At 31.8% G+C, this 14,559-nt stretch carries 20 protein-coding genes and 1 pseudogene; 15 read left to right on the forward strand and 6 right to left on the reverse strand.

The genetic code is table 11. The features are described from left to right. Positions 1-404: 404 nt before the first annotated feature. The 4 genes and pseudogenes from RPL90_RS01595 (at position 405) to RPL90_RS01610 (ending at position 2,569) form a co-directional block, all read left to right on the forward strand. On the forward strand, positions 405-1,226 hold the full coding sequence (locus RPL90_RS01595) for a squalene/phytoene synthase family protein (protein WP_398573843.1): 822 nt from the start codon (positions 405-407) through the stop codon (positions 1,224-1,226). Between the two features lie 289 nt (positions 1,227-1,515). Continuing rightward, on the forward strand, positions 1,516-1,911 hold the full coding sequence (locus RPL90_RS01600) for a nuclear transport factor 2 family protein (protein WP_313541890.1): 396 nt from the start codon (positions 1,516-1,518) through the stop codon (positions 1,909-1,911). A gap of 27 nt (positions 1,912-1,938) precedes the next feature. After that, a pseudogene (locus RPL90_RS01605) lies at positions 1,939-2,112 on the forward strand (VOC family protein); the annotation flags it as partial. Positions 2,113-2,122: 10 nt separating this feature from the next. After that, positions 2,123-2,569 carry a GNAT family N-acetyltransferase gene (locus RPL90_RS01610; RefSeq protein ID WP_313541893.1) on the forward strand — a complete coding sequence of 149 codons (447 nt, stop codon included), beginning with the start codon at positions 2,123-2,125 and terminating at the stop codon, positions 2,567-2,569. Positions 2,570-2,707: 138 nt separating this feature from the next. On the opposite strand, the gene RPL90_RS01615 is transcribed toward RPL90_RS01610, so the two are convergent. Then, positions 2,708-3,397 carry an ArsR/SmtB family transcription factor gene (locus RPL90_RS01615; RefSeq protein WP_313541896.1) on the reverse strand — a complete coding sequence of 230 codons (690 nt, stop codon included), beginning with the start codon at positions 3,395-3,397 and terminating at the stop codon, positions 2,708-2,710. A gap of 170 nt (positions 3,398-3,567) precedes the next feature. On the opposite strand from RPL90_RS01615, the gene RPL90_RS01620 reads away from it, so the two are divergent. From RPL90_RS01620 to RPL90_RS01630, 3 genes are read left to right on the forward strand one after another with little or no spacing between them, the layout of a single operon-like run. Continuing rightward, entirely contained in the window at positions 3,568-4,017 is a 450-nt protein-coding gene (locus tag RPL90_RS01620; RefSeq protein ID WP_313541899.1) for an ASCH domain-containing protein, read from the forward strand. A gap of 4 nt (positions 4,018-4,021) precedes the next feature. After that, entirely contained in the window at positions 4,022-4,561 is a 540-nt protein-coding gene (locus RPL90_RS01625; protein ID WP_313541901.1) for a histidine phosphatase family protein, read from the forward strand. Beyond that, positions 4,551-5,018, forward strand: coding sequence for a GNAT family N-acetyltransferase (locus RPL90_RS01630; protein WP_313541903.1), 468 nt, complete (start codon positions 4,551-4,553; stop codon positions 5,016-5,018). The genes RPL90_RS01625 and RPL90_RS01630 overlap by 11 nt, the downstream gene beginning before the upstream one ends. A 212-nt stretch (positions 5,019-5,230) precedes the next feature. Here the strand turns inward: RPL90_RS01630 and RPL90_RS01635 are convergent, their stop codons facing one another. Next, positions 5,231-5,449 (reverse strand): hypothetical protein, encoded by a 219-nt coding sequence (locus tag RPL90_RS01635; RefSeq protein WP_313541906.1) that lies wholly within the window; start codon positions 5,447-5,449, stop codon positions 5,231-5,233. A 381-nt stretch (positions 5,450-5,830) separates the two neighbouring features. Between RPL90_RS01635 and pgsB the strand changes: the two genes are divergently transcribed. From pgsB to RPL90_RS01660, 5 genes are read left to right on the forward strand one after another with little or no spacing between them, the layout of a single operon-like run. Further along, positions 5,831-6,988, forward strand: coding sequence for a poly-gamma-glutamate synthase PgsB (gene pgsB / locus RPL90_RS01640; RefSeq protein ID WP_313541909.1), 1,158 nt, complete (start codon positions 5,831-5,833; stop codon positions 6,986-6,988). A 1-nt stretch (position 6,989) separates the two neighbouring features. Continuing rightward, a complete protein-coding gene (gene pgsC / locus RPL90_RS01645; RefSeq protein ID WP_313541912.1) occupies positions 6,990-7,442 on the forward strand; it encodes a poly-gamma-glutamate biosynthesis protein PgsC in 453 nt (150 codons plus the stop codon). 16 nt (positions 7,443-7,458) lie between these two features. Next, positions 7,459-8,529: a CapA family protein gene (locus RPL90_RS01650; RefSeq protein WP_313541915.1), complete on the forward strand. Its 1,071-nt coding sequence runs from the start codon at positions 7,459-7,461 to the stop codon at positions 8,527-8,529. Further along, the gene (locus RPL90_RS01655) at positions 8,519-8,680 is read left to right on the forward strand and encodes a hypothetical protein (protein WP_313541917.1); all 162 of its coding nucleotides are present in this window, start codon (positions 8,519-8,521) and stop codon (positions 8,678-8,680) included. Before RPL90_RS01650 ends, RPL90_RS01655 begins: the two co-directional genes overlap by 11 nt. 1 nt (position 8,681) lies before the next feature. Beyond that, the gene (locus RPL90_RS01660) at positions 8,682-10,274 is read left to right on the forward strand and encodes a gamma-glutamyltransferase (RefSeq protein ID WP_313541920.1); all 1,593 of its coding nucleotides are present in this window, start codon (positions 8,682-8,684) and stop codon (positions 10,272-10,274) included. Positions 10,275-10,415: 141 nt separating this feature from the next. Here the strand turns inward: RPL90_RS01660 and RPL90_RS01665 are convergent, their stop codons facing one another. The 3 genes from RPL90_RS01665 to RPL90_RS01675 all read right to left on the reverse strand — a co-directional run bounded on the left by RPL90_RS01665 (position 10,416) and on the right by RPL90_RS01675 (position 12,247). Continuing rightward, positions 10,416-10,970 (reverse strand): GNAT family N-acetyltransferase, encoded by a 555-nt coding sequence (locus tag RPL90_RS01665; RefSeq protein ID WP_313541922.1) that lies wholly within the window; start codon positions 10,968-10,970, stop codon positions 10,416-10,418. A gap of 28 nt (positions 10,971-10,998) precedes the next feature. Beyond that, entirely contained in the window at positions 10,999-11,511 is a 513-nt protein-coding gene (locus RPL90_RS01670) for a Rossmann-fold NAD(P)-binding domain-containing protein (protein ID WP_313541925.1), read from the reverse strand. A 103-nt stretch (positions 11,512-11,614) separates the two neighbouring features. Further along, positions 11,615-12,247 carry a hypothetical protein gene (locus tag RPL90_RS01675; protein WP_313541928.1) on the reverse strand — a complete coding sequence of 211 codons (633 nt, stop codon included), beginning with the start codon at positions 12,245-12,247 and terminating at the stop codon, positions 11,615-11,617. Between the two features lie 183 nt (positions 12,248-12,430). On the opposite strand from RPL90_RS01675, the gene RPL90_RS01680 reads away from it, so the two are divergent. The 3 genes from RPL90_RS01680 (at position 12,431) to RPL90_RS01690 (ending at position 13,806) form a co-directional block, all read left to right on the forward strand. Further along, positions 12,431-12,754 carry a nuclear transport factor 2 family protein gene (locus RPL90_RS01680; protein WP_313541931.1) on the forward strand — a complete coding sequence of 108 codons (324 nt, stop codon included), beginning with the start codon at positions 12,431-12,433 and terminating at the stop codon, positions 12,752-12,754. A gap of 168 nt (positions 12,755-12,922) precedes the next feature. Continuing rightward, positions 12,923-13,132, forward strand: a complete 210-nt coding sequence (locus RPL90_RS01685; RefSeq protein ID WP_398573844.1) for a hypothetical protein — start codon at positions 12,923-12,925, stop codon at positions 13,130-13,132. 134 nt (positions 13,133-13,266) lie between these two features. Continuing rightward, positions 13,267-13,806 carry a hypothetical protein gene (locus tag RPL90_RS01690; RefSeq protein WP_313541934.1) on the forward strand — a complete coding sequence of 180 codons (540 nt, stop codon included), beginning with the start codon at positions 13,267-13,269 and terminating at the stop codon, positions 13,804-13,806. Positions 13,807-14,060: 254 nt separating this feature from the next. On the opposite strand, the gene RPL90_RS01695 is transcribed toward RPL90_RS01690, so the two are convergent. After that, the gene (locus RPL90_RS01695) at positions 14,061-14,273 is read right to left on the reverse strand and encodes a hypothetical protein (RefSeq protein ID WP_313541937.1); all 213 of its coding nucleotides are present in this window, start codon (positions 14,271-14,273) and stop codon (positions 14,061-14,063) included. Positions 14,274-14,559 lie beyond the last annotated feature (286 nt).

Raw genomic sequence — 14,559 nt, forward strand, 5'->3', positions numbered from 1 at the left:
AATTTTTAAAATAAAAAATTGGTTACGACTTAAGTTATTATTTGTTTATTAATTTCTCTTATGATTAACTTAATAACGTAACATTAGCTGCTAGAGTGAGTAAGATGGACATTGATATTTCAATGTAATAACTTATGCTATAATTAGGCTATACAATTAATATAAATAATGCGTTTTTAACTACTTAAGGCACATTGATTCACATATGAATACGCATGTAACTCAGTTGGTAAAATTTTAGCAATTAAATTCTCTAAATTTTGAAATAACTGTTAATGGTGCCCTTGAATCTATACGGCTCAGGTTCGGAATCAATGTTTGATAACGTCATCAATAAAATTATTTTTAATAAACTACAAGTCAATTTGAAAGTTTCAATGCAGAAAAGGAGTTGAGTAATAGCAGTGGTAAATAAAAAAGATTATAAAGATGCAATGAACATGTTAAAAGCAACAAGCCGTACATTTTATATTCCTATTACTTTTTTAGAAAAAGATTTAAAGGATGCAGTCGCTTCAGCATATTTAATACTACGTGCAGTTGATGAAATTGAAGATCATCCAGACATAAGTAATGACGTGAAATATACGGTGTTATTGCAAATAAGTGAACTATTTAAACAACCATTTGATGAAAATGCATATGCATCGATCATTGCACCAATAAAAGATATTTTACCAGATGTATCAATTCGTTTAGGAGACTGGATTAAAGTATGTCCTGAAGCGGCATTACCTGCCGTAATGGAGCACTCTAGTGAAACAGCTTATGGTATGTCTAAATGGTCTAAATTAAATTGGGAAATTCATACGCGAGAAGATTTAGATGAATATACATACTATGTTGCAGGTTTGGTAGGCGTCATGTTGTCTGATTTATGGCACATTTATGGTAATGAACAAACGGACAGAGATTTAGCAATTGGTTATGGCCGTGGTTTACAAGCTGTAAATATATTACGTAATGAACAAGAAGATTTAGATGAACGAAAAGTAAGCTTTGTCCCTGACGATTGGACACGTGACGACTTATTCGAATATGCAGAAGCTAATTTAGCCAAAGCTGACGAGTACATTAAAGCAGTTAAGAAAAGAAGTATCAAAATGTTTTGTCGTTTACCTTTAGTATTGGCGCATAAAACATTAAAAGCTATGAAATCAGGTCGCGAAAAAGTATCACGTGAAGAGGTTGAACAATCTGTAAAAGAAGTTCAAGACGAAGCATAAATTGAATATAAGATAAGACTAGAGCCTGGGATAATACTGTCTTCAGGCTCTACTTTTATATGGGCAGTAGATGACTGAATTGAAAATACGCTTGTGCCAAGCTGCTGTCAACACTAGTCATCCTTGCAGGTATAGGGCTACAAAAGATTCTTATAAAAATAAGATTTTGGCTCCGCTCCTTTTTTCTTTTTAAAGCTATTAAAATGTTTTTATAGTTGTAGATATAGTGCTAAGGTGTAAATATATAATACGCTATTTGGAATATGAACTTAATTACAGGGGGATAATTATGAATAAACAACAATTACAACAACAAATTGAACAAGTGTATCTCGATATATTGATTGAATTGAATTTAGATAAAGTAGACACATATTTTGCGCCCGAATATGTTCAAGTCACAGACCATATCACAACAAATATCGATGAATTTAAAGTACATTTAGAAAAACTAAAAGCTGTAGTAAAAAGTTTAACAATTGAAACTTTTAAAGATATGTTGATAGATGAAGACAAACAAAGTGTGTTTTTAAGATATGATGTCATTGTTGAGAAAAAGGACAATAGTATAGGCAACATTGAGGTTTATGCAGTATTTACATTCAATGATGAAGGTAAAGTAATAAGTTGTAACGAGCTCACTAAAGAATATGATGAACAAGTCAAAGGATTAGGCAGCATTTAATAAAAAGGAGTGAGACGATATAATTGGTTAGAGAATAATAATGTCATTATTTTAAATGGCAGAGCTAGAGATGTGAGAGATAAACGGTCTATCTATTTTTTAGATCCAGATGGACATAAATTAGAATTACATACAGGAACTTTAGAAGATCGTATAAACTATTACAAAGAAACTAAACCACACATGACTTTTTATAAATAAGGGTGATTAGATGAGCATTGTTACAAGATTATTTAATAATGATGATTTGCAACAAATAGACAATTTTCTTATTTTATATGAACAGTTAGGCTACCCGACTACTAAAGAAGAATTACTGGATCGTTTAGAAAAATTAAATAAACACGACGATTATTACATGTTGCTGCTAATCAATGGAAATGGTGACATTATTGGGTTTAGTGGCATGTGTCGCATGATGAATTTTGAAAAGCCTGGTGTTTATTTACGTATTTTAGCTTTCGTTGTAAATGGCCATTATCGAAAACAGGGTAACGGTACATTATTACTTAATGAGTCAGAACAGTTAGCGCATCAGTTAAATTGTGAAGCTTTGGCGTTAAATAGTGGTAATCGAGAAGAGCGTCTAAATGCACATGCATTTTATCAAGCTAATGGTTTTAAAAAGCAATCTCTAGGGTTTGTAAAGCAGCTATAACAAAAACAAACTATAATAGATAACCGATTTGAATGCTGTTAATTTAAGTTATTTCAAATCAGTTATCTTTTTTAATCTTAATAAGCTTTCTATGAAAAAGTAGACTGACTTCCTACTTTTATTAGCGAAAAATGCTGACTACAAATCACAAATGTCTAATTCCATACATAAAGCTTCTTTTCCCTTAGGCGTCACAAGAATTTCTCTTTTTAAATCTCCCAATTTTAGCCATCCTCGTTGTATAAATTGTTTCGTTATTGCGAGTGACAATGGCCCTGCTAAATGATTTTGACGTACGGTCCAATCAATATGCATAGGTAACACTTCGGGACGAATATTCAATTGGTAAATATCTATTTCTAACCTTTCGCACCATTGTTTACCAGTGTCGGTTAATTGATAGTATTCATTATGCTGCTCGACAAGGTAACCTTTATTGATTAACGCATTGGTAATCATAACACCTAATTTACCGGCAATATGACCATAACAAGTACGTGCAAACTCTAGTTTTTGTTTATAAGTCGATTGATTGAGTGATTTTGAAACAAGCGGACCAGAGATATTCGCAATACTTTCAAGTGCTTTAGCGACGTCTTCATTATAAAGTTCATAGTATTTATGACGACCTTGGCGGCGTTCAATTATTAGGTTGCCGTTTAACAATTTTTGTAAATGTGCGCTTGCTGTTTGTGGTGAGATATTGGATGCGCATGCTAATTCACCAGCAGTTAAAGCGTTCATGCTAGATAAATTCATTAACATAGTCATACGTGTTGGTTCGCTAATTAATTGTCCAGTATCAGAAATATTTTTATAAATTGTCATTAGTTAGCACCTCTCTTTAATAATTTTATTATAACAATGATATATTTCGATGAGCATGGAACTATTATTAAAAACAGTGTTTTTATAAATAAGGTAGTAAGCAGAGTGAAGAATAGTTATAATACTAGTAATTATGCAATGTTAATAACTATGTAAAAGGGGTGCTTAACGTGTCTATTGAAGCATTTTGGAATGAATTTATTACTAAATATCCAGAATATAAAGACGCTAACTATACTGCATGGGCATTTGGTGTTGACCAAGATCTATTAGCTGACTTAGTATGTCGTGTGATTAAAACATCAACAACGAGTGCATATAGCCTTTATGAATTAGATAATGAACCACTACCTCAAACAGAGGAGCTAAGTATTGTGTTAAATAGTAAAGCGCAACCGATATGTGTGATTCAAACGACTGAACTATATGCTACAAAATTTAAAAATGTGACTGAAACACATGCATATAATGAAGGTGAAGGGGACAGAAGCTTGGCATATTGGAGAAAAGCGCATTTAGAGTTTTTTAATGAAGAATTTAAAGAACACAATTTAACATTTTCTGAAGAAGCAATTATGTTATGTGAAGCATTTAAATGTTTATTTGTTAAGGGTGAGTAGTGTGTTGTATTTATTAAGACATTGTCAGGCTGAAAGTCAAAATAAAGGAGCACCATTAACTGAAGATGGTCGACAGAAAGCTGAGTCCCTAATACCGATATTAAAACAACTTGAGCTTAACAAAATTTATTCAAGCCCTATGACAAGAGCAATTAAGACGGTAGAACCTTTTGCGTTGTCTATGCAAAAAACGATAACTATAGACGAAAGATTAACGGAACGTGTACTAACTTCTGACACATTAACATCATTTTTACCCTTATTAGAAAAAACTTTTAATGATTATGATTTGAAGTTACACGGTGGGGAGAGTAGTCGTGAAGCTGAACAAAGAGCAATTAGCTTTTTACATGAATTAGATCCAACTGAAAATACGCTAGTTGTTAGTCATGGCAATTTAATTGCTTTGATGTTAAATTATTTTGATAAATTCTCCTTTAGTGATTGGCAAGCGCTAAAAAATATTGATTTAAGAGTAATCAACGATGATGGCGATATTTCAAAAATTGAGTTAGTTGGACTGGGTGATAGTCATGGAAATTAGACAATTTGAAACCGAAGATGCGCATAAAGTATCAGAATTGATTATAAGAACATTAAAAACTACAAATGCATTATACGAACCTGAAGCTGTGATTAAAAAAGCAATTATTGATATAACACCTCAAAAGATAATAGAGCGGGCAAGTTTTACTCATTTTTATTTGATTGTCGATGATACGAAAATTATTGGTACTGGTGCTATTGGACCATACTGGGATAGTGAAATAGAGAGCAGCCTATTTACAATTTTTGTAGATCCACAATATCAAGGCAGAGGCATTGGGAATTTAATAATTGAAACGCTAGAAAATGATAAATATTTTAAACGTGCCACAAGAGTAGAGGTTCCAGCATCGATAACAGCTGTTGATTTTTATCGTAAACATGGTTATATGTATAAAAACGATATTGCCGAACCGGATTCAGAAGGTCTATTTAGACTCGAAAAATATTTATAAAAGCACTCACATGTTACTGAAAGGATGTGCACCCCAAAAGTTGGACTAAAAATCTAACTTATGGGGTGCTTTTTTAGTTGTAAACGTTAAAGTAACTGACGCAACAATCGGTTACATTGGTGGCGTATAATAGCACTACAATATTAAATATTTTAAAAACCACACTCTCAATTTCTGAGGTGTGGTTGCTTTATGCCGATAACATTTAAAAATTAAGGAATATTTAAGATTAGGTGATCATCCCAAAATTGTGAATCTTGCTCGATATCTCCGACACTTTCAAGATTTCTAGTATTATTAGCGTCGGTAATCGCTCCACGCATATCGTTGCCTTGAAAACTTCCTACAAGTATTAAAACTAAGTATCCACAGCATAAAATTAAAATTGTCCCAAGATAAATCCCTATTGCCAATTTAACAGGTTTACTCATGACTACCTCCCTAAGTTAACGCTTGATATTTTGCTTCAATTAAAAAATAACATAGCTGTTTTAATCCAATGTAAAGTAAGCGTAAAAGTATATTTCATTTTAGATATAAGTCGTTAATGAATCACTCTTTAATAAAGGTTAAATAATTATAAATATAGATAATATTGAATTTAATCCAAATGTAAATATGACTTTAGATTATATTTACAAAATATTTATATGTTTAAAACTAGCTAAATAACTGAATGATAATATGTCGTTAATAGAATAAATTAATAAAAATATACGTTGATTAGAGATTTATATATTCATAAATTAGCGTAAATCATTTATTTCTATAACGTTAAACACTAAACAGCTTAATGAAAAGAGGGACACAAATTGTTACTTATCATAATTTGCGTGGTGTTAATCATGTGGTTAGGCGTAGTAGAGAAAAAGAAACACTCTCGACGATTAGAAAAAATTCCAATACGTATAAATATTAATGGAATCAGGGGCAAATCAACGATTACGAGGCTCATTTATAGTATTTTACGTGAAGATCAATACAAAGTTATTGGCAAAACTACTGGGACAGATGCACGTATGTTGTACTGGTTCACTTCACAAGAATATCCAGTATATAGAAAACCTCAAGGTGCGAATATTGGTGAACAAAGGGACATTGTTCAAAAAGTTGTGAAGCAAAAAGCCAATGCACTCGTGAATGAATGTATGGCAGTAAATCCAGATTATCAAATTACATTTCAAAAAGATTTGGTAAAGGCCAATATCGGGGTCATCGTTAATGTTATGGAAGATCATATGGATGTTTTAGGCCCCACATTAAAAGATGTGGCGCAATCTTTTACAGCAACAATACCTTATAAAGGACATCTTATCGTAATGAAAGATGATTATACTTCCTATTTTGCCAAGGTAGCGAAAAAGCGAAAATCTAAACTCATTGTTGTTGATAAAGATGAAGTACCAGAAACATATTTAAGAAAATTTGAGTATTTAGTCTTTCCTGATAATGTTGCTATTGCTTTAGGTGTGGCAGAGGCATTAGGGATTGATAAAGAAATAGCATTACAAGGCATGTTAAATGCTCCGCCTGATTCGGGAGCTGTAGAAATTAAATATTTCACTGCAAATCATACGACGAATGTTTATGTAAATGCATTCGCTGCAAACGAAACGAAATCCTCTAAGGCTATTTTAAGAAAAGTCGAGTCATACAATTATCCATATAAAAAGAGAATTATCATATTAAATTGTCGTGCGGATAGGGTGGATAGGACAAAAATGTTTGCTGAAGATTTTATCGAAGACGTACAATTCGACACCTTAATTTGTACAGGTAAAAGTACGCAAATGATTACAGAGGTCATGGAACGTCATCCTGATAAAAAATATCTAAACTTTGAAAATAGTGATATTGGAGAAATTGAAAAAAGTTTATATGCAGAGTGCGAAAATGCTTTGGTGTTCTGTGTAGGTAATATTCATGGCCCGGGAAAAAAAATAGCGCAGTTTATAGAAGGGATAAAATAATATGGTAGGTTCAGAATTATATTTCTCATTGTTTGTAGGTATTGTATTGAGTCTCATATTTGCAGAAAAATTCGGTATTACACCAGCAGGTATGGTTGTGCCAGGTTATTTAGCTTTAATTTTTGACCAACCAATAATGTTGTTATCTGTATTGATAATTAGCTGTATTACATATTTTATAGTCAACCATGGTATTAGTAAATACGTTATTTTGTATGGACGACGAAAGTTTGCAGCAATGATATTAACTGGAATGATATTGAAATTTTTCTTCGATTTAATCTATCCATTAACACCGTTTGAAATGGTTGAAATGTCAGGGATTGGTATTGTAATTCCAGGAATTATAGCGAATACAATTCAAAAGCAAGGTGTGATTATTACACTATCGACATGTATGCTACTAACTTGTATAACATACGCCATTTTATTCTTTTATAGTTTCATTAACTAGTTAGGAGTTTGTAAATATGAGGAAATCACAAAGATTTACAATTGCAGAACGGGTGCTCAAATGGTCGAAATTGCATAAAAGATATAATTTCTTACTTACATTAGTCATATTAATACTAGCTTTAGTGCTATTAGTCTTGATTTTAAAGGCGCAAAAAAGTATGCCGGTAGAAGCGGTAACTAAACAAGACGATGATATTAATTTGACGTATTTAGGTAATATCAACATGAATTCAAACATAAGAAAAAACGACCTTGACGATACTTTTGGAGCTATTAAAGCTGTCCTGAAAGGAAGTGATTATTCAACAGCAAGCCTGCATTTATCTAAGTTTGCGGACAATCCAAAGATGAACAGGAAAGAAAATATTGATAATATTTTGTATTTAAAAGAATTAAATCTTAAAAGTTTAAATTTAATAAATAATTCAGTAGATAATATACAAGCAAGAGATTTACAAAAGGATGTTGAAGGTCAACTAGGGTACAATTTTTTAACTGGTAATGGCTCTAATCCAATTAATAGTAAAACTGTCCAACAAAATGTTAAAGGAAAAAAGATAGCTAGTGTGGATTTTACAGATGTAGACTCCGACTATTCGAATTCTTTAAAAAACACAACATCCATTAGTTTGAAACCAAAAATATTTATGCCGCTATTAAAAAAACTAAAAGAAGATAACGATATGGTAGTTGTTAATGTTGACTGGGGAATCCCAGATGAGAAACATGTAACTGCTAGGCAACAAAAATACGCTCACGCTTTATCAGATGCTGGTGCAGACGTCATCATTGGCCATAACACGGTTATTCAAAAAGTAGAAAAATATAAACATACAAATATATTTTATAGTTTAGGTAATGTGACATCTGAGAATTTTCTGTCTAAAAATAAGCAAGGCATGACGGTACAACAGCGATGGGATGGTAAAAAATCAGATTTCTTAGTGACACCCATTAAATCTCAAGGTGGCAAGGTTACGAGGGCACAACCAAGTAAAGTTGAAGAAATTAAGTTATTGAATAATCTTAATAGTGATTCAGTGAAATTGAAAAAAGTGAAAGGGGGTTATCATTATGAATCTTAAAAACCGCTGGTTATCTATTACATTTATAACAATCATCCTTATTATCTTCTTGTTAATTACATTTGTTAAATCAAATGAAGATACTGATAAATACGAAGACTATGAACTTAAAATAGAAAACAAACATTATTTATCTAAAGGAGTAAGTTAATATGAGTATTTATAATAAAAAAACGCTCATCGTTATATTGCTCCTCACAATTATTATTTCCATTATCTTTTTCTTTATTACTAAAAAAGATAATTATAATAAAGATGATTTATATGAAAATAAAATTGTGGATCATGACCAATCTAATGCTAGTAAAAAATACGGTGTAGCTTCTAATAATCCAATCGCAACAAAAGTAGGTAATCAAATATTAAAGCAAGGCGGCAATGCTATTGATGCGTCTATCGGGGTATCATATGCATTGGCCGTTACCGAACCGCACTCTTCTGGACTTGGTGGCGGAGGCGCAATGCTTTATTACGACGGTAAAACTGGCGGTGTGCCAAAACAATGGCAATATAAAGATATTTCATCATTTGGTTATAAAGATAAAGATCAAACTGGCACACCTGGTTTTGTTAGAGGTATGCATGATGTACATAAAGCTGGTGGTAAAATGTCGGAAAAAGACATTTTAAATGATGTTATTCCTTTAGCAGAAGAAGGATTTGAAGTGGATTCTGAGTTAGAGCGAAGTTTGAAACTTTATGGTTCTGACGTTGATAGAAATTCGCCATTCTTTGAAGGTAGTAAAACGAAACGCGAGGGAGATGTGATTAAGCAACCAGCTCTTGCAGAGACACTTAAAGGTATACGTGATAAAGGGCCTGATTATTTTTACAATGATATAGGTGATAAAATATCTAAGCAAATGGATGATAAACTTACAGCAAAAGACTTCAAAAGCTATCGTACCCAAGCTAAAGAACCTGTGAGTACAGATTATATGGGCAATAAAATTTATTCGGCATCCAATCCCCTTGGCGGCACGCTTATGTTACAAGGTTTAAAGGTAGATGAAGCAACCGAACAAGGAGCAACAGCTAATCATAGACTTGATTATATTACAGGAGTGTTAAAATCTAGAGCGCTGATGTACCGTAATAGAGATATAGTTAATGGCAATGATCAAGACTTTGATGAATACCTTTCCCAAGATTACTTGTTAGGAAAACTAAATGAACTAAATATGAATAGTAATTTCAATACAAATAATGTCGATAATACAAGCACTACGCATTTTGTAGTTGTAGATAAGGACGGTAAATTGACGAGTACGACCAATACATTATCTAGTTTCTTTGGTTCAGGAAAATATATAAAGCAAGGTTTTTATATGAATAATTCGCTATCTAATTTTTCAAATGACCCGGCAAGTCCCAATTATAAAGGTAAGCATAAAGAACCAAGGTCTTTTACTTCACCTACAATCGTTGTGGGGCCCGATTATTACATGGGTATCGGAACGCCGGGTGGTAATAAAATACCGACGACATTAAATGAAGTGCTTATTGACTACTTAAGAAATAATGGCACATTACAAGAGTCAATCGATAAACCACGTTTTTACAATGATGGGGGGACGATTTACTATGAAAATGCGACAAGTAAAGACGATATAAATATTTTCAAAAGTTTAGGATTTGGCGTTGAAGAAAAGCGTAATGATCCGAACTTCGGCAGTGTACAAGGTGCAATTTATAATAAAAAAGATAAATCAGTTGAAATTGGGCAAGACGTTGGTAATCGTTGATTGACCTTAAAATTAATAAGAACGAATTTATACGATAAGTAAACACCCTTTACAATTAGTCACTACAAAGTGCGTTTTGTGAAGGGTGTTTTAATGTTTGCTTAACTTATGATGATTGAAACGGTAAAAGAAAATGAGCTATTATTTAATTTCGTAATGTGCAAATTCTGACTTTAGCAAACTAAAGACATAGCTATCTGAGTATTGACCATTAAGCTTTTCAGCTTGGCGAATGATACCTTCTTGTTGAAAACCTAATTTTTTAGGAATGTTTTGGCTTTTAACGTTATTTACTGCTGTGCGTATTTCTACACGATTTAACTTTAATTCCTCAAAACAATAATTAATTAAATACTGAGTGCATTTAGTCATAATGCCATATTGTTGATAGTCTTCGGCTAAGTAATAGCCAATAGAAGTTTTTTCATTTAACGAATCTATATAATGAAGGCCAATTACACCGACAAGTTGATTGTTATACCAAATGCCACAATGAAAGCCGTCGTTACTAGCAAATTGTTGGAGCGCTGATTTAATGAAGTTTTTACTATCTGTACTAGATTGTGTGAAATTCACAAATGGCAACCATTCACCTAAATGTTCTCTATTATTCGAAATGATAGCAAAGAGTGCATCTGCATCTCTTTCTTCTAATATTTTTAAACTTAAATGATTGGTAATTGGTGTTTTGAACATGAATTTCACTCCTAATATAAAATATTGTTCAATGCTTGCTTGCTACTATGCCTACTTGGACATCATTGCCTGAACTTATAGCTAATATCGTGCCATGCGCGATTTCAGAATGATATAACCATCTTTTTTGACCACCAGTATCTTCTTTATAGCCTAAACTCACAGTAGAAGTAGTAATATTTGAAGCGGATAGATAAGAAAGTAATTCTGCGTCACTGTAGTTTTGCGTAGCTACAATATGAATATAGCGATGCTTATTTTTAGACCATGATACATGCGCTTTTAAGAAACGTAAATGATTAGCATAGCCTTTACTGTGAACCCAACTAATCACTAGTGTCACATCATTAATTGTAAAATCGAAAGTTTCGGGTTGAAGGTAATCATAATGTTGAAAATGCACATTACTTTGTTCTAATAAAAATGAATCATAACTGTCTTTATTTCTAGAAAGTAAATAAATATCTTCGTTGAAATTATCGACAACCCAACGAATAGTGTTTGTTAACATACCCGATCCACCGACAATAATAATAGACATAATACCAACCCCTTGTTATTTTACCCCTCATTATACAGTATCGTTAAGGAAATAAAAGCACCAAGCGTTTGGCCAAAAATGCTAAACGCTCGGTGTTTAGTTATTATTTATCCGGAGGTGTACATCCACCTACAGTACAAGTCGTACCATCTGGTTTTTCGTAACCAATAACGTCTCCATTACCTGGAGCTTGATACCATGTATCTCCATCTTTATCTTTAATACCATTAACGTTAACGCCACTTTTTAATTGTTTTTCAACTTGTGCTTTCGATAATGTGCCATTTTGTTGATTTTGCTGAGCTTGTGGTTGTTGAATTTGATTTACCTGATTTTGTTGACTCTGAGCTGATTGTGTTTGTTGATTTGCTTGATTTTGCTCTGTTGTTGTTGGCTGTTGGTTAGTATTTTGTTGTTCATTTTGTTGATTTTGAGCTTGTTCATTACTAGTATTTTGATTTTGATCATCATTATTTGAAGCAGCTTGATTGTCACTGTCATTATTAGCTTGACTATCATTACTGTTCTTATCATTTTTCATATCATTATTTTTCTTGTCATCAGATTTGTCATCGTTAGACTTTTTATCATTCTTCTCTTTATCTTTTGATTTCTTCGCACTATCTTTCGTTGATGATTTTGTTTCTTTCTTATTATCTTTTGTACCACTGTGATCATTACCACATGCACCTAATACTAAAAAACTTGCTAGCAATAAAAATAATAATTTTTTCATTTATTGTCTCCCTTTTTTAAATGTGAAATTTATTGTAGTATACATAAAAATTGTGAACTATTCAAATTTACACATAATACTTTATAAAAATATAAATAATACTATTTTTTTCGAAATAGGGAATGTAATTTATATTACTAAAAGCATTAAAAGAGTATAAATAACGTTAAAGGGTGATTACCTGTGATTGACTATGAATGGCAGCATTTAAAACCAAGTAATAGAAAAAATATAGATAAAGTTATGGATATTTTGCATCCCAACTTTAAGGAATTTGGTAAGTCGGGCAAAGTATTTTACAAAAGTGACATCAAAAATATGGCTCTAAATTGTGATGACTTTACAATTAATCATTTTGAAGTTTATGAACTCTCTGATGATGCAAGATTATGTACGTATGAACTTGTAAACAATACGCGTGGAGTAATTAGCCACAGAAGCTCTGTGTGGCAGTTTTATGATGGCGATTGGGTATTGTTGTTTCATCAAGGGACTGAAAAATATTAGGTGACTTAAAGTTGAATTTCACTCATAAAGATTGTAATTTTCAGAAGCTTTTCATAAATATTAATAAATGTTAATGTCTGAGACGTAGGTTAAGGGAATTTGGCCATTAATTATTAATGGTTTTGTGTATCTATATGCAATATTAATAAATTTCTAGGAGGAATTATTTTGAATATGCATATTTACGCATGCCTTTTTGATGAGTGGGTAGATATATCTAAGGCAGACAATGTTTTAATTGAACACACTTATACCGATGCTAATCAATGGTATAGAGAATTACCGCACGATATTTTTGATTACGATTATGTAGCTATCCGTTATCGTGATATTGATTACGAAGTGCACCCATGTTTTATTGAAATTTTAATGCACTGATTTATATAAAGGTGATAGGGGTTATGACTTTATTTTTTAATTAATAAGTGTTCAATTATTTAAAATTTGTAGGTGATATGTTACAGTTATCAACCCTACTACTGTCTCCTGAATAAAACAATAAGGAGAATTTTATGTTGAATGTGATATCCGCAATCGGACAAATAGGTACATTTATAATGGCATTGTTCTATTTTATTTCTGTATCATTGCAACTATATCAAATGAAAATAGCGTTTATACCAGCGCTCGGCTTCAATCAAATTTTAATAAAAAGAAGTTCCAAAGGTTTAACATTGCACAATACCGCAGTAAATAGAGATGGAGAAACTGAAGAAGACTTTTTACAACTCTACAATTTAGGTGGAGGCGCAGCTAAACAAATCACTATCGAAATTTATATTGAAGGTAATGAGGTATTAGAAAGAAAATTTGTTAGTATGCTTCCTAGTAAAGAAGGATATTTATTACCAATAAATAAAGATGTATTTGATGAAATTGAAAAAACTATTAAAAACAATGGTTATGAATCTAATTTAAAACTTAAATTAACGTATAAGCATAATGTAAGTAGAAAACAACAAGAACTTTATTTAAACGGTAAAATTGACGTCTTTAACACTTATGATGATAAAGCTGTTTATGAATTACAATTTATTAATATTGATCAATAATTCACTGAATAAGTAGAAAGCATGCAAGTGCAAGTAGTTCTGTTGCGCCTGCATGTTTTACTTATATATCACTTTATTAAATTTTAAAATGTTTACAATAATAATTGTGAAAGATATAATCTATTTGCATGCCTTAGGGCATGTGAGATTATATGAGATGGGTTTCTCAACGTGCCCTTGGGCATGTTGAGAATGTTAACTCCCGTTATAGTCTCAGAAGGCCCCTATGATTAGGGGTCTTTTTTTATTTATTTCTAATGTGCTATCACCGTTTTGAGCGTAAATGACTGGGCAATAAGGTGAGCACCTATAACACTATTTTGCATAAGTCCTAAACGTAAATATCCACCATAAGCATGGCCAAATAATATAAGATGGTTGGTAATGCCTAACTGATTAATAAAAGGAAGTAAGGCATCTAACATATCGTCTGAATTATTAATACCAGTACCACTTGATTTCCCCATTCCAGGTAAAGCTATAAAAATCTGTCATAGACATTACTATTTTGGCAAATTAGCTCGTAAACTTTCTCCAAACTATCTTTGTTAAGTCCATTATCATAAATAATCTGGGAGTGCCACTACCATAAGCGTTATAATTTATTTTGTTTTTTATATTGTCAATTTATTCTTCTCCTAATAGGATGCATCTTTTTATCAATATATCAATATAACTATGATTTTTAAAAATAGTATTTTTACATGAAAATGGGAATTTAAAAGCAAGAACTATTACATTGTGACTTGTTAA

It is taken from the genome of Staphylococcus kloosii, assembly GCF_032139365.1.
GTDB classification, from domain to species: Bacteria; Bacillota; Bacilli; order Staphylococcales; family Staphylococcaceae; genus Staphylococcus; species Staphylococcus kloosii_A.